The 14716-nt window shown below is 67.6% G+C and carries 15 protein-coding genes; 7 read left to right on the top strand and 8 right to left on the bottom strand.

The features are described from left to right. Positions 1-129: 129 nt before the first annotated feature. Positions 130-1284, bottom strand: coding sequence for a glutamine-hydrolyzing carbamoyl-phosphate synthase small subunit (gene carA / locus FHY55_RS14625; protein WP_140014899.1), 1155 nt, complete (start codon positions 1282-1284; stop codon positions 130-132). 225 nt (positions 1285-1509) lie between these two features. Here carA and FHY55_RS14620 point away from each other — a divergent pair, with 225 nt between their 5' ends. Next, positions 1510-1974 (top strand): GatB/YqeY domain-containing protein, encoded by a 465-nt coding sequence (locus tag FHY55_RS14620; RefSeq protein ID WP_140014898.1) that lies wholly within the window; start codon positions 1510-1512, stop codon positions 1972-1974. Positions 1975-2022: 48 nt separating this feature from the next. Here the strand turns inward: FHY55_RS14620 and FHY55_RS14615 are convergent, their stop codons facing one another. The 5 genes from FHY55_RS14615 to FHY55_RS14595 form a co-directional block, all read right to left on the bottom strand. Continuing rightward, complete coding sequence (locus FHY55_RS14615) at positions 2023-2934, bottom strand: hypothetical protein (protein ID WP_140014897.1); 912 nt, start codon at positions 2932-2934, stop codon at positions 2023-2025. An 8-nt stretch (positions 2935-2942) separates the two neighbouring features. Continuing rightward, positions 2943-3434, bottom strand: a complete 492-nt coding sequence (locus FHY55_RS14610) for a DUF2244 domain-containing protein (RefSeq protein ID WP_140014896.1) — start codon at positions 3432-3434, stop codon at positions 2943-2945. A 180-nt stretch (positions 3435-3614) separates the two neighbouring features. Beyond that, a complete protein-coding gene (gene ctaD, locus FHY55_RS14605; protein ID WP_140014895.1) occupies positions 3615-5285 on the bottom strand; it encodes a cytochrome c oxidase subunit I in 1671 nt (556 codons plus the stop codon). A 182-nt stretch (positions 5286-5467) separates the two neighbouring features. Continuing rightward, positions 5468-5866 (bottom strand): DUF5071 domain-containing protein, encoded by a 399-nt coding sequence (locus FHY55_RS14600; RefSeq protein ID WP_140014894.1) that lies wholly within the window; start codon positions 5864-5866, stop codon positions 5468-5470. 83 nt (positions 5867-5949) lie between these two features. Next, positions 5950-6345: a DUF2177 family protein gene (locus FHY55_RS14595; protein ID WP_168223020.1), complete on the bottom strand. Its 396-nt coding sequence runs from the start codon at positions 6343-6345 to the stop codon at positions 5950-5952. A gap of 294 nt (positions 6346-6639) precedes the next feature. Between FHY55_RS14595 and FHY55_RS14590 the strand changes: the two genes are divergently transcribed. The 4 genes from FHY55_RS14590 to FHY55_RS14575 all read left to right on the top strand — a co-directional run bounded on the left by FHY55_RS14590 (position 6640) and on the right by FHY55_RS14575 (position 11419). Then, entirely contained in the window at positions 6640-7008 is a 369-nt protein-coding gene (locus tag FHY55_RS14590; protein WP_140014893.1) for a response regulator transcription factor, read from the top strand. Beyond that, on the top strand, positions 7005-7358 hold the full coding sequence (locus tag FHY55_RS20975) for a hypothetical protein (RefSeq protein ID WP_371706931.1): 354 nt from the start codon (positions 7005-7007) through the stop codon (positions 7356-7358). The genes FHY55_RS14590 and FHY55_RS20975 overlap by 4 nt, the downstream gene beginning before the upstream one ends. After that, complete coding sequence (locus FHY55_RS14580) at positions 7348-10038, top strand: ATP-binding protein (protein ID WP_140014892.1); 2691 nt, start codon at positions 7348-7350, stop codon at positions 10036-10038. Before FHY55_RS20975 ends, FHY55_RS14580 begins: the two co-directional genes overlap by 11 nt. A gap of 112 nt (positions 10039-10150) precedes the next feature. Further along, positions 10151-11419 carry a FliM/FliN family flagellar motor switch protein gene (locus FHY55_RS14575; RefSeq protein ID WP_140014891.1) on the top strand — a complete coding sequence of 423 codons (1269 nt, stop codon included), beginning with the start codon at positions 10151-10153 and terminating at the stop codon, positions 11417-11419. A 75-nt stretch (positions 11420-11494) separates the two neighbouring features. Here the strand turns inward: FHY55_RS14575 and FHY55_RS14570 are convergent, their stop codons facing one another. After that, positions 11495-11920: a TIGR01244 family sulfur transferase gene (locus tag FHY55_RS14570; RefSeq protein WP_140014890.1), complete on the bottom strand. Its 426-nt coding sequence runs from the start codon at positions 11918-11920 to the stop codon at positions 11495-11497. 128 nt (positions 11921-12048) lie between these two features. On the opposite strand from FHY55_RS14570, the gene FHY55_RS14565 reads away from it, so the two are divergent. Then, positions 12049-12369, top strand: a complete 321-nt coding sequence (locus FHY55_RS14565) for a TraR/DksA C4-type zinc finger protein (RefSeq protein ID WP_140014889.1) — start codon at positions 12049-12051, stop codon at positions 12367-12369. A gap of 130 nt (positions 12370-12499) precedes the next feature. Next, positions 12500-14386, top strand: coding sequence for an enoyl-CoA hydratase-related protein (locus FHY55_RS14560; protein WP_168223019.1), 1887 nt, complete (start codon positions 12500-12502; stop codon positions 14384-14386). Positions 14387-14413: 27 nt separating this feature from the next. Here the strand turns inward: FHY55_RS14560 and FHY55_RS14555 are convergent, their stop codons facing one another. Then, complete coding sequence (locus tag FHY55_RS14555; RefSeq protein ID WP_140014887.1) at positions 14414-14656, bottom strand: hypothetical protein; 243 nt, start codon at positions 14654-14656, stop codon at positions 14414-14416. Between the last annotated feature and the right edge of the window lie 60 nt (positions 14657-14716).

Below are 14716 nucleotides of genomic sequence, written 5' to 3'. Positions count from 1 at the left end.
GCCGGGGTGAAACAGAAGGCAGACCCGGCGGCAATTGCGGAGGCCCAGCAGCCCCCGCCCCGCCATATTGTCGCCCGATTGGTTAAGGAACCGTTAAGCAGTGAAGTGTCGGCCCGGATCGCGCGGCCCTCAGCCCGGCACCTTCTCCTTCATCGCCGCCGCGAAGCGCTCGAAGAGGTAGAAGCTGTCTTGCGGGCCGGGGCTGGCCTCGGGGTGGTATTGCACCGAGAACACCGGCTTGCCATCGACCGCGATGCCGCAATTGGAGCCATCGAAGAGCGACACGTGGGTTTCGCTCACCCCGGCGGGCAGGGTCTGGCTATCAACCGTGAAGCCGTGGTTCATCGAGGTGATCTCGACCTTGCCGGTCGTCAGATCCTTCACCGGGTGGTTCGCGCCGTGGTGGCCGTGGTTCATCTTGATGGTGCGCGCGCCGAGCGCCAGCGCCAGCATCTGGTGGCCGAGGCAGATGCCGAAGACCGGGATGTCCTTGGCGAGCACCTCCTTGATCATCGGCACGGCATATTCGCCCGTTGCCGCCGGGTCGCCGGGGCCGTTGGAGAGGAACACGCCGTCGGGGCCGTGGGCCAGCACCTCTTCTGCGGTTGCCGTGGCGGGCAGCACGGTGACATCGCAGCCCGCCGAGGCAAGGCAGCGCAGGATGTTGCGCTTGGCGCCGTAGTCGATGGCGACAACCTTGTGGCCCGGCCCCTCGCGCTTGGTGAAGCCCTCGGGCCAGGCCCAGCGCATCTCGTCCCAGCGGTAGCTCTGGGCGCAGGTCACGTCCCTTGCCAGATCGAGCCCTTCCAGCCCGGAAAACTCACGCGCCGAGGCGATCAGCGCCTCGATGTCGAAGTTGCCCTCCGGGTCATGGGCCAGTGCCACATGGGGCGCGCCCTGCTGGCGGATCGCCCGGGTCAGCCGCCGGGTATCGAGCCCGCCAATGCCGATGCGCCCGCGCCGGGCCAGCCAGGCCTGCAACTGCTCCGCGGCGCGCCAGTTGGAGGGCTCGGTCGGATCCCACTTCACGACCATGCCCTCGGCCACCGGATCGGCGGTTTCGTCATCTTCGGGGTTCACGCCGACGTTGCCGACATGGGGGAAGGTGAAGGTGACGATCTGGCCCGCGTAGGAGGGATCGGTCATGATTTCCTGATAGCCGGTCATCGCGGTGTTGAAGCAGAGCTCGGCGGTGCGCACGCCTGTCGCTCCGAAGCCTTGTCCGTAAAACAGCGTGCCATCAGCGAGGGCGAGGCAGGCGGTGGGTTTGGGCTGGCTGGGCATGGGCACGACTCCTTTGGCGGGAAGGCAAATCCGCCTGTGTCTAGGACCGTGCGCCGGGGGCGTCAACCCGCTGTTGGGCCCGGTGAAACGTGCTGTTTCCGTCACGTCGGCGCGCCCCCGGCTTGCCCCTCGCGGCGGCGCAGCGTAGGGTGCCGCCCTGTCTGGCCCGGGGGACGCGCAACCACTCACTGCGCAGCGGGCGCAAAACACTGGGACGTCAACCATATGGATATCCGAAATCGCGTCACTTCGGCGCTGAAGGAGGCCATGAAGGCCAAGGAGGCCGAGCGCCTCTCGACGCTGCGGCTCATCAACGCCGCGATCAAGGACAAGGACATCGCGGCCCGCGGCCAGAACGGCGCTGGCGAGGCCGGTGTGACGGATGCCGAGGTGCTGGCCATTCTGGGGAAGATGGTGAAGCAGCGGCAGGAAAGCGCGCGCGCCTATGAAGAGGGCGGACGGCTGGACCTTGCCGAGCGCGAGCTTGCGGAAGTGAAGGTGATTGAAGAGTTTCTGCCGCAGCAGCTTTCGGAAAAGGAAGCCGAGGCTGCGGTGAGCGAAGCGATTGAGACCACTGGCGCCGAGAGCATTCGCGACATGGGCAAGGTGATGGGCGTTCTGAAAGAGCGCTACACCGGCCAGATGGATTTTGGCAGCGTTGGCCCGATGGTGAAGGATCGTCTGGCCTGATTGGCTGGTGGGTTGGTGGGCAGATTGCCCACCCTACGGCGCCTTGCTTCAAGCGCCGAGCGTTGGAAATGCGGCCCTGATCCGTGCCACGATTTCCTCATCTACCGCGAATCTCTCTACGAAACGGGCCTTGAACGACACCCGCCCGCGTCGCGCCCCGAAGTTCTCGCCATGGTTCAGGATGTAGAGCGCGGCGGGTTGGTGCAGCGGTGCGAGCGGCCGCCCGGCGAGGGCGGCGAGGTAGGGAAACATCCGGTGTTCATGCGCGGTGGCGGCGGCGATGAAGGCCGCGTCGCCGGGATCGCGGGTGCAGCGGAAGGCGGCGCAGGAGCCGCAGAGCTTCCAGAACGGCTTTTGCCCCGGCCTCGTGAGGCTGCGGCGGGTGGCGCGGGCAAAGCGGCCCGAGCCTGCATCGAGCAGCCAGCCGCTTTCAACCAGATATCCACCGGGGCTGCGGCGGCGGCGCATTTCTTCCACCGCGCCTGCGGCCAGCAGATCATCGGCATCAAAGGGCATGGCATAGCCATCGCTCGGCCCGTGCGCGGGCAGGGCGTGGCAAAGCGTGGCGAGCTTGTGCCACTTGTCGTTGCCCTCCACGGATTCGGTGAAGGGCAGGAAGGTGATGCGGGGATCGTCCTGTAGCTCTGGCGGCAACGCGGGTGCATCTTGCCCGCAGATGAGGGCACGCCAGTGCCCGTCGCTCTGGGCGGCGAAGCTGGCGAGGGTTTCGTGCAGGCGCGCCTCCACGGCCTGCCAGTCGCCCACGTGATGCTTGCCGACCAGCGGAATCAGGAACACCACCTCGGGTGATGCAGGCGGCTGCCCCAAGCTCCCCCGGCGCGAAAGCGCGGCCGCCTCGGAGGGGGCGGGGTTGAGCGCGCGTGCCAGTGCGGGGGAGAGCTCAGCGGCGGCGCGGAGTGCGGCGCGTTTCCATTTGGGCGTGGCGGGGGCTTGGGCCATATGTGCGATCAGTCCCGAAGGGGCAGAAGGGCGGCGAGCTCGGCGTGGAGCGCGACCCGTTCGTCTTCGCTGAGAAAGGCGCCGATTTCAACCTCGCGGCCCTTGCCGGAGAGGGTGACGTAATTGGGCACCGGCCCGCCGGTGCGGTGCAGGGTGACCTGCACCCAATGCGGATTTTCCTCCCAGCTCTGGGCCGCGCCCTTCGGGTTTTGCCGGGTGAGCAGCAGGCGGTCGGGCCAGATGGTCAACTCTTCGAGGATTTCGCCGTCGCGGTAGCTTTTTTGCAGCAGGAAGTAGAGCAGCCAAAGCACGCCCAGCATGAAGGGCAGGAGGCCCCAAAGGACGGGGGTGCCGATGGCGGGGATGAGGGGCACGCAGAGCAGGGCCGCGGTGCCGCCGATGAACCAGACGAATCCCACCTTCGGCAGGGATCGGTGGGGCCATGCCGAGAGCGCGGCGCGGGTGCCTTCGGGGGGCGGTGTTTGCCAGCTATGGGGCATGGGGCCAGCCTGTTTGCGGTGGGGAACGGCGCTGCGATTTTTGGGCCGTCCGTTGGGGGGGAGCTTCGGGGTGGTCGTGTTTGGTGTGGTGGGCAGATTGCCCACCCTACGGGGGCATGCCCAGATGACAAAAGGCCCCGGACGCGATGCCGGGGCCTTTGATTTTCGTCTCGCGCCGCCTCAGTGGTGGCTCACCTTGTCCCACTCCTCCTGCTTGGGGAGGATCTCGAAGGTGTGCTCCGGGGGCGGGGAGGGCAGCGTCCACTCCAGCGTGTCGGCGTGCTCGTTCCACGGGTTGGCCGCGGGCGAGGGCGCGCCTTTGCGCATCGCGTAGATGATCGTGACGATGAAGAACAGGAAGCTGGCGAAGGACAGGAAGGCGCCTAGCGAGCTGATGTGGTTCCAGAAGGCGAAGGCTTCGGGGTAGTCGATGTAGCGGCGCGGCATGCCCTGACGGCCCAGGAAGTGCTGGGGGAAGAAGGTCATGTTGGCGCCGATAAAGAAGGCCCAGAAGTGGATCTTGCCTGCTGTCTCCGAATACATCCGGCCGGTGAACTTGGGGAAGTAGAAGTAGATCCCGGCAAAGATTGTGAACACAGCCCCAAGGCTCATCACGTAGTGGAAGTGCGCCACGACGTAGTAGGTGTCGTGATAGGCGCGGTCGATGCCGGCCTGGCTGAGCACGACGCCGGTGACGCCGCCCACGGTGAAGAGGAAGAGGAAGCCGAAGGCCCAGAGCATCGGGGTTTTGAACTCGATCGAGCCGCCCCACATGGTTGCGATCCAGGAGAAGATCTTGATGCCGGTGGGCACCGCGATCACCATGGTCGCCAGCATGAAGTAGCTCTGCTGGGTCAGCGACATGCCGACGGTGTACATGTGGTGCGCCCAGACGACGAAGCCGAGCACGCCGATCCCGATCAGCGCCCAGACCATCGGCAGGTAGCCGAAGATCGGTTTGCGGGCGAAGGTGCCGATGACGTGGGAGATGATGCCGAAGCCCGGCAGGATCACGATATACACTTCCGGGTGTCCGAAGAACCACAGGATGTGCTGATACAGGATCGGGTCACCGCCGCCAGAAGGCTGGAAGAAGGTGGTGCCGAAGTTCCGGTCGGTCAGCAGCATGGTGATGGCGCCGGCGAGCACCGGAAGGGCCAGCAGGATCAGCCAGGCGGTGACGAAGATCGACCAGCTGAACAGCGGCACCTTGAACAGGGTCATGCCGGGGGCACGCATGTTCAGGAAGGTGGTGATCATGTTGATCGCGCCGAGGATCGAGGAGGCACCGGAGACGTGCACCGCGAAGATCGCGAGGTCCATCGAGTAGCCGCTCTCATTGGTCGAAAGCGGCGGGTAGAGCACCCAGCCGACGCCCGAGCCGAGCTGGCCATTGCCGCCCGGCGAGAGCACCGAGGCCACGGCCAGCAGGGTGCCGGTGACGAAGAGCCAGTAGCTGAGGTTGTTCATCCGCGGGAACGCCATGTCGGGCGCGCCGATTTGCAGCGGCATCAGGTAGTTGCCGAAGCCGCCGAAGAGCGCCGGAATCACCACGAAGAACATCATCAGGATGCCGTGGGCGGTGACGAGCACGTTCCAGAGGTGGCCGTTGGGCGTACATTCCTCCGCAGAGGGGATCAGCCGCGAGCCTTCCATGCACATGAACTGCACATCGGGGCTCATGAGCTCCATCCGCATGTAGACGGTGAAGGCCACCGAAATGAACCCGACCGCCGCGGCAGTGAACAGGTAGAGGATCCCGATGTCTTTGTGGTTGGTCGACATGAACCAACGGGTGAAGAAGGACCGGTTGTCCTCGTGGTCGTGACCGTGAACGGTGGCGTCCGCCATAGGTGCTGCCTCCCGGCTTGCGTAGTTTGTCCGAGCGGTCGAGACATGGGCCAATGCGTCGCGCAGCACGGCCCGGCTCTCCCTTCAGGCTCCGCTTTTAGGCAACGTATTCAGGGACGGCAATGTTCAAACCGTCGCAGGGGGCGGAATTTTGGCGCGAAGGCGGCCTTTTGCGCCGCCAGTCAGGCCGAGGCGGCGGCCAGCACGGCGCGTGCCGCAAGGTGGACCTCTTCGATGCGGTCGTTTGTTGTGGGCGCGCGGGCGAGTCGGGCCAGATCGGGGCGGACCCCGGCGAGGAGGTCGGGCGGTAGCTGCGCGGCCAGAAGCTCGATCACCCAATATTTCCACGGGCCGTCCTTGCCGTTCAGAATCCGGCGCAGCGGTGGCAGCAGCTCGGGCCCGGCATTGCGCAGGCAGGCCGCCAAGGGCTTGGCGACCGGCCAGTTGGCATCTTGCAGCCACTCCAGCAGCTCGGGGAGGACCGGGGCGATCTTGCGGGGTTCCGCGCGGATGGCGGCGGCGGCCCGCTGAACGGCGTCGGTATCGTGCTTGTCGCGGGGGATGCAGGCGGAAAGGTCCATCCGCCCCAGTTATGAACTGCGCCGCCGCCTCGCAACCGGGGCCGGGGGAAGGCCGCTGCGGGCGGCAGGAAGCCGCCAGCCGCTCACCCCTGAAACCGCAGCATCAGCGCCACACCGGCCCAGGCCGAGACGCCGGTGAGCACGGCACCCCATGTGGTGTCGGTCACGACCATGGCCCAGGACCAGTCTTTCATGATCGCCATGGAGGTGAACTCGTAGGTGCCATAGGCCATGGCCCCGATCACCGCGCCGTGCAGCAGCGCGCGGCCCGGCGCGGCATCGCGCAGCGCGGGGGCGGAGACGAGGAAGACGAGGCCGGCGACATAGGCGAGGTAGAAGAGCCCGGCGGGCGCCAGCAGCGGCCCGTCGCGCATGGCGTCACCGAGGTGGCGGGTGAAGAGGGGCTTCATCACGAGGGTCAGCATCACCGCGTCGGCGGCGAGGAAGATGAGGGCGGTGGTGGTGTAAAGCTGGATCATCAGGGTTTCCCTATTGGCTTGGGCATAGTTAGGCCGCGTGGGGCGGAGGCAAATGGCTGCGCGGAGTTGGCTGCGCTATCAGCTCGTAGGGCGACGCGCGGCGGCGGCTTTTGCAGGCGGTTACGGCGGGGGGGCGTGGGCCACCGGGGGAGGGGCGACTGGGAGCTTTCCCTCCCAACGTCTGCCCGAGGGAGCCGGCGGTTGGGGCGCGGCAACGGCGCGTTTTGACAGCCCTGCCGATAGGGTGTCATAAGATGGCCGTGCTGCACGCGGGGCAATTGGGGAGGAGCTCGGTTGGGCAAGCGAGTTCTTTTGGTAGAAGATGAGCCGAATATCATCGAGGCGATCCGGTTCATCCTGAGCCGGGATGGCTGGCGTGTGGATACCCATTCGGATGGAGCCAGCGCATTGGAGGCGGTGGCGCGGGTGCGCCCGGATGTTATGATCCTCGATGTGATGCTCCCCGGCAAATCGGGGTTCGACATTTTGCGCGAGTTGCGGGCCGATCCGGCCACCCAAGCGCTGCCGGTGCTGATGCTCACCGCGAAGGGGCAGGGGAAGGACCGGGACCTGGCCCTGCAGTTTGGGGCCAACCGCTTCATGACAAAGCCTTTTTCCAACGATGAAGTGCTGGATTGCCTGCGCGAGTTGGCGGGCGCATGAGCGCGGAACAGGAGGCGCGGGAGGGGGCCGGGCAGGCCGCCCCGGAGCGCAGGCTCATCGACATTGCCGACCGTGTGGATGGCGAGGATATTCCGCTGTTTCTCGCCCGGCAGACCTATCGCCGCCGCCGCCTGATGGATGCTGCCCGCCTCCTGCCGGTTGTCGGGCTGATGCTGGTGCTCTTTCCGCTGCTCTGGATCGGGCAGGGCGCCGGGCCGCAGACCCGTGTGGGCGTGCTCTATCTCTTCGGGGTCTGGGTGTTGCTGATCGTGGTGGCCGCGCTGGTGGCCGCGCGGCTTTCGGCCCCGCTGCCGCCGGGAACCGGCGACGAGAGGGACGATGGCGTTTAATCTGCTCGTTGCGGTCTCGCTCCTTTACGTGGGCTTTCTGTTCCTTGTTGCCTTCCTCGCCGAGCGCCGGGCCCAGCGGGGGATGCCGCGGTGGCTGCGCTCGCCGATGGTTTATACGCTGTCGCTCAGCGTTTATTGCACCGCATGGACCTTTTACGGCGCGGTGGGCTACGCCGCACGTTCGGGGCTGGAATACCTGACGATCTACCTTGGCCCGACGCTGGTGCTCACCGGCTGGTGGCTGGTGCTGCGCAAGCTGGTTCGGGTGGGGCGGACACAGCGGATCACCTCGATTGCTGACCTGATCTCCAACCGTTACGGCAAATCCAACGTGCTGGGCGTGCTGGTGACGCTGCTCGCGGTGATCGGCACCACGCCCTACATTGCCTTGCAGCTTCAATCCGTCACCCTTTCGCTTGAGGTCTTTGCGCTGAGTTCGGGGGAGGAGGCGCTTTCGGCCCGCAATGCGCTTTGGGTCGCGGGCGGGCTGGCGCTGTTCACCATCCTTTTCGGCACGCGCAACCTTGATGCCAACGAGCGCCACCACGGCGTTGTCACCGCGATTGCGGTGGAGGCGGTGGTGAAGCTGGTGGCGCTGCTGGCGGTGGGGATCTTCGTGGTTTGGGGCATGGCGGGTGGGGTGGGCGACATGCTGGCGCAGATCGACGCCTCGCCGATGGCCGAATGGCCGTTGCACCCGAGCCGCTGGGCGGGGCTGATCTTTCTGTCCGCCGCCGCGATCCTCTGCCTGCCGCGGATGTTTCAGGTGCTCGTGGTGGAAAACTCGGACGAGGCGCATCTGGCCACGGCCTCATGGGCGTTTCCGCTTTACCTGATGCTGATGTCGCTCTTCGTGGTGCCGATTGCGGTGATGGGGCTGGAGCGCCTTCCGGCGGGCTCCAACCCCGACCTCTTCGTGCTGACGCTGCCGCTCAGCGAGGGCAAGGGCGGGCTGGCGATGCTGGCCTTCCTTGGCGGGTTGTCGAGCGCCACCAGCATGGTGATCGTCGCGGCGATTGCGCTCTCGACGATGGTTTCCAACCACATCGTCATGCCGCTCTGGCTCAGCCGCCAGCAGGTGGGCGCGGCGACGGTGGCGGGCGATGTGCGGGCGGTGGTGCTGACGGCGCGGCGGATCTCGATCGCGGGGGTGCTGCTGTTGGGCTACTTCTATTACCGGGTGTCGGGCGGCTCGGAGGCGCTGGCGGCGATTGGCCTGATCTCCTTTGCCGGGGTGGCGCAGGCGCTGCCCGCCTTGCTCGGCGGATTGTTCTGGCGCGGTGCCACGCGGAAGGGCGCGATGGCGGGGCTTGTGACCGGCTTTGTGCTTTGGGCCTGGACGCTGTTTTTGCCCAGCTTCGGGCCGGGCGGGCCGATCAGCGCCACGGTGCTTGCCGAGGGGCCGCTGGGGCTGGAATGGCTGCGCCCGCGCGCGCTGTTCTCGATCGAGGGAATGGACCCGCTTGTACATTCGCTGTTCTGGTCGGTGGGGCTGAACACGCTGGCGTTTCTGGTGGTGTCGCTGGCCAGCTTCCCCGGCCCGCTGGAGCGGCTTCAGTCGGCGCAGGTGGTGAACGTCTTTGCCCATACGATGGGCGCGCGGGGCTGGGCGCGGGGGAGCGCGGAGGCCGAAGACATGCTGATGATGGCGCAGCGGATCCTTGGGGCGAGCGAGGCGCAGGCGCTGTTTCGGCGGCAGGCGGAGGCGCAGGGGAAGGCCGGGCAACTGCCTGACATCACGCCCGAATTTTTGAGCCAGGTGGAGCGGGAGCTGGCGGGCTCGGTGGGGGCTGCCACGGCCCATGCGATGGTGGGGCAGCTTGCCGGCGGCTCTTCGGTGCTGGTGGAAGACCTGATGCGGGTGGCCGATGAGGCGCAGCAGATTCTGGAATATTCATCGCAGCTTGAGCAGAAGTCTGACGAGCTGGCCCGCACCGCGCGCCAGCTGCGCGACGCCAACGAAAAGCTCACCCAGCTGTCGATCCAGAAGGATGCCTTCTTGAGCCAGATCAGCCATGAGCTGCGCACGCCGATGACCTCGATCCGCTCGTTCAGCGAGCTCTTGAAGGGCGGCGGGCTGGAGGCGGAGGAGCAGGCGCAGTTTGCCGGGATCATCCACGACGAGGCGCGGCGGCTGACCCGGTTGCTGAATGATCTGCTCGACCTTGGCGTGATGGAAAACGCGCAGGTCAGCCTCAACCTTGAGCCGGTGCAGTTGAGCGCCTTGCTGGACAGGGCCGTGGCCTCGGCTTCGCCTGCGGGGGAGGGGCTGGCGATTCATCGCACACCTGCGCGGGAGGCGCGGGAGTTGGTCACCGATGGTGACCGGCTGGTGCAGGTGTTCATCAACCTCATCGCCAATGCGGCCAAATACTGCGATGCGCCGAAGCCGGAGCTCAGCATCGAGGTGGGCGAGGAGAGCGGCGATGACGGCAGCTGGCTGACCGTGGATTTCATCGACAACGGCTCGGGGATCGAGGCGAAGAGCCGGGAGATCATCTTTGAGAAATTCGCCCGGCTGACAGATACTTCGGCGGCGGGTGGGGCCGGGCTTGGGCTGGCGATCTGCCGCGAGATTATGGTGCGGCTGGGCGGCGAGGTGGCCTATTTACCGGGCAAGGGCGGCGCGGCCTTTCGGGCGCGTTTGCCGATGGCGCGCCGGGCCGGGCGGGCGGCCTGAGGGGCGGGCGAATTTCTGCGGCGAAAGCAAGCCGGGGTTAACCAATTTCAAACCTCGCCATGTCAGAACGGCCCAAATGCCCGCGTGACGCCGGGCCACGCCCGATGGAGCCATGACGGAAACACCACGAGAGCTCGTGCTGCGCCGCAAACTGGAGGCTGGCGCGCCCGACCCGGCCCTTGCTGTGGCCGGGCTCCCCCCTGTGCAAAAGGCGCTGGGCCTTGCGATGGCGCGCGTCTCCGACAAGCTGATGGAGCTTGTGGTTGCCGCCGAGAGCACCGGGCAGGTCACAAGGTCGCTGGCCGAATTGCTCGATGAGCTGCCGGAAAACGGGCTTTATGCGATGCTGGAAGGCCCGCAGGAGGCGCAGGGCGTTATGGTGCTCGACAATGCGCTGATGGGCGCGTTGATCGAGCAGCAGACGGCAGGCGCGCTTGCTGCAGGCTCGCCCACGGCGCGCAAACCCACCCGCACCGATGCCGCGCTGTGCGCCGATTGGATCGACGCGGTTTTGCGGGCGGTGGCCGAAACCTATGCCGAGGCCCCGGAGGCAAGCTGGCTGAGCGGATTTGCCTTTTCCTGCCACCTCCCCGATGCCCGCCCGCTTGGGCTGATGCTGGAGGATGAACCCTACCGGATGCTCGATTTTGCGCTCGATCTGGGGATGGGCGCGCGCAAGGGGGCGGGCAAGCTCATTTTGCCCGCGCAGGGCCGTGCGCCCGAGGGGCGGCCTGCCCGCAGCGCGGACGGGGCAGAGATGCCGCATCCTGATGCCCGCGCCGCCTGGGAGCGCCGGATCGAGGCGCAGGTGATGGAGGCGGAGGTGGTGCTTTCGGCGGTGCTGTATCGCTGTGAGCGCAGCATTGCCGAGGTGCTGGAGCTTGCGCCGGGCGACACGCTGACCCTGCCCGCCAGCGCGATTGGGGCGATGACGCTGGAAACCGGCGATGGCACCGCTGTGGCGACGGGCAAGCTGGGGCAGACCGGCGGGGTGAGGGCGGTGCGGATCGCGGAGGCGGGCGCAGAGGGCGACGGCCTGGAGGACGAGGTTGGCGCGGCCATGGCGCTGATGGATGACGCGCCGGAGGAGCTGGCCGAGCTGGCCGGTATGGATGACCTGCCGGACGCGCTGCCCGACATGCCGAAGACCGATCCGCTTGCCGATTTGCCGGACCTGCCGGAGCTGGGTGGCATGGACGAGCCGGGCGGGCTGCCGGAACTGGCCGGGGTGGACGAGCTGCCCGATTTGCCGGAATTGGAGGGCGAGCTGCCGGATTTACCTGAGTTGGATAGCGACTTGCCCAAACTGCGCGCGGGCGGCGGCGCGGGGGAAGGCGGGTTGCCCGAGATAGATGACCTTGGGGATCTGACCGGGACGTGACGCCTTGGCGCGGTGTTGCACCGGGGATCCGCAAGGGTGCAGGAGAGCGCAGGGCGGCGCGCCCGGCCCGGGGAGTTAGCCTTGGTGCAGGGCGTCGAGCCGGGGGGCGAGCGCGGCGAGGTCGTAGCCGGCGCGGGCGGCTGTGGCGATGAGCTCATCGGGCGGCGTTGTGGGTGCGGCACCCAGCATCCAGATCACTGTGCAGCGGGTGCCGGACTGGCAGTAGGCGAACACCGGGCCGGGCGACTCTTCGATGGCCACGCGCTGACGCTCGATCACATCGGGGGTCATCGAGGAATGCACCACCGGGTTGAGCACGAAGGCCAGCCCCGCCGCCTGCGCTGCGGCTTCAACCGAGGCCGCCTGAAGAGTGGGGGGCACTTCGCCATCGGGGCGGTTGCAGATGATCGTGGTGAACCCGGCTGCCGCGATGGCCTCGACCTCCTCGGGCGCGATCTGCGGCGAGACGGAAAGCTTCGGGGTGAGCTGGCGAGGGTCCATGGGCTGTCCTTTCTGCATCGGGGGGCAGACCTTTGTCGCCCCCGGGCTTGATATACCTCAATGAGCGCCGCGTTCCAGCGCCTTAGGCTTGGCGATGACAAGATGCCATGATGCAAGGAGCGCATGTGATGACCACCCCGATCTCTGCCCGCAAAACGACGCTGGAAACACGCCTGACCGAGCTGGACGACCGCCTGCACGAAATTCGCGACGAGTTGGTGAGCCACAACAGCCCCGATTGGGAAGAGCTGGCGGTGGAACGCGAGGAAGACGAGGTGCTGGAAGGGCAGGGCGTGCAGGGGCAGGCCGAAATGGCGGCGATCCGGGCGGCGCTGGCGCGGATCGAAGCGGGGGACTACGGCTTTTGCACCAAATGTGGCGGCGAAATTTCTGCCGAGCGGCTCGACCTGTTGCCGCATACGCCCTTCTGCAAGTCTTGCGCGAGGTGAGCCGCGCCGGGCGCGCGGCTGAGCGGCCCTAAACCCGCGCGCCCGCTTGTCTTTCCCCTCGGGCGCGGCTTTGATGCAAGACAGCCGCAGGGCAGGCGGCGGCGGGACGATGATGGGGAAGGGGCAGCCAATGGGCTCAGTGGTCAAGCTCAACGTGCAGGACGGCGTGGCGCGGATCGTGATCGACGCGCCGCCTGTCAACGCGCAATCGCTGGCGGTGCGGCGCGGGTTGTGGGAAGCGGTGCAGATCGCCGAGGCCGACCCGAAGGTGACGGCCTTGGCGATTGTCGGGGCGGGGCGCAACTTTTCGGCCGGGGCCGATATTGCGGAGTTTGACGCGCCCGGCGAAGACCCGTGGTTTGGCACGCTTTACACCCGGATCGAAGACTGCACCAAGCCGGTGGTGGCGGGCATTCGCGGCGCGGCGTTGGGCGGTGGGTTGGAGCTGGCGCTGGCCTGCCATTTTCGCCTTGCCGCGCCGGATGCGAAGCTGGGGCTGCCGGAGGTGAAGCTGGGCCTCGTGCCCGGTGGCGGCGGCACCCAGCGCGCACCCCGGCTGATCGGCGCGGAGGCGGCGCTGCGGCTGATGCTCAGCGGACAGCCGATGGGGGCGCGCTCGGCGGAGAAACTGGGGCTGGTGGATGGTGTGGTGGAGGGCGACCTTGCCGAAACCACGGTGCAGCTTGCCCGGCAACTCGGGCAGAGCGAAGACGGCGTGGCCCCGCGCAGAACGCGCGATGCGCGGCAGGGGCTTTCGGACCCGCTGGGCTATGAGGCCGCCGTGGCCCGCGCCCGCGCGGCGCTGGAGGGCGACGCGGCCCGCGCCGTTCTGGAGGCACCGCATCGGGTGATTGATTGTGTGGAGGGCGCGCTTTTGCTGCCCTTCGAGACCGGGCTTGCCTATGAGCTGGAGGCGTTCGAGGCGCTGCGGGAGGGGCGGCAGTCGGCGGCGCTGCGCCATGTGTTCTTTGCCGAGCGCGGCGTGGCACGGCCCGCGCGGCTGGGCGGCGAGGCTCCCGTTGCGGTGAGCCGGATCGGGGTTGTCGGCGGCGGCACGCGGGGGGCGGCGCTGACGGTGGCGGCGGCTGCGGCGGGGGTCGAGGTGCGGCTGATGGAGCAGGACGAGGCGCATCTGGAGGCCGCGATTGGCCGTGTGAAGGCGCATTTTGACGGTGAGGTCGAGGCCGGGCGGATGCGGGCCGAGGCGGGCGAGGCGGCGGTGGCCCGGGTGGAGAACGGCGGCGGCGAAGCCGGGCTGGAGGGCTGCGCGGTGGTGGTGGAGACCATGCCCGACGAGAGCGGCCTGAAGGGCGATTTGCTGGCGAGGCTGTCGGAGCTGTTGGGGCCGGAGCCGGTGCTGGCGACCAGTGCACGCAGCCCGGCTCTGGAAACGCTGGCGGCGCCGTTGGAACACCGCGACCGTTTCATCGCGCTGCGCTTTGACGGGCCTGCGCATCGCGCCGGACTGCTGGAAATTGGTGCTCTGCCGGAGGCCGGGGGCGCGGCGGTGGCGCGCGGCTTTGGGCTGGCGCGGGCGCTGGGGATCACCGCGATCTGGGCCGAGCCTGCTGTAGCCGGGCTGATCCATGCCGCAGGCCGCGCCGCGGCGGAGGACATGGTGGCCCGGGGCGAGGCGAGCGCGGAGGAGATGAACGCGGCCTGGGCGGGCTTTGGATTTAATGTGCCGCCCTATGCCGATGAGGGCCGGGCCGACCTTGCGGAGTGGCGGGTGGAAGAGATTATCGCGCCGGTCTGCCTTGCGATGGCCAATGCGGGGGCATTGCTTTTGGCGCAGGGCGCGGTGGAAACGGCGGCGGCGCTGGATGTGGCGATGATCGCGGGCAAGGGCTTTCCGCGCCATGAGGGCGGGCCGATGCATTGGGCGCAGGCGCGCGGGCTGGCGCGAGTGGAGGCAGAGCTGAAGGCGCGGGCGGAGAGCCACGGTGAGGCGCTATGGGCCCCGGCCCCGCAGTTTGCCGAGTTGGTGAAGAACGGGTTGGGCTGGGGCGACCTTTAGGGCGCCTGCTGCACGCCACCTGCGGCTTCAGCCGAGCAGCAGACCCATCACCATCAGCGCGAGGCCGATGGCCGAGACGCCGAGGGCGGCCATGTTCCATGCGCCCATCTTCTGCATATGCGCCACCATCTCCTCGTTGGAGAGCCCGGCGTTGCGGGCCTTCATGACCGAGCGCACGCAGGCGAGGATGGCGATGATACCCAGCAGGGCGATCAGCGCACCGGGCCAGACGAGAAGCGAAAGATCGAGCGAGGGGGCGGTTTGTTCCATGGGCGCGAGGTAGCACCGCGCGGTGGGGCTTTTCAAGCGCGCTGCGCGCCGCTACTCAGG

The sequence above is a fragment of the Oceanicola sp. D3 genome, from assembly GCF_006351965.1.
Lineage (GTDB): Bacteria > Pseudomonadota > Alphaproteobacteria > Rhodobacterales > Rhodobacteraceae > Vannielia.
This window is presented reverse-complemented; position numbering and strand designations above follow the sequence as displayed.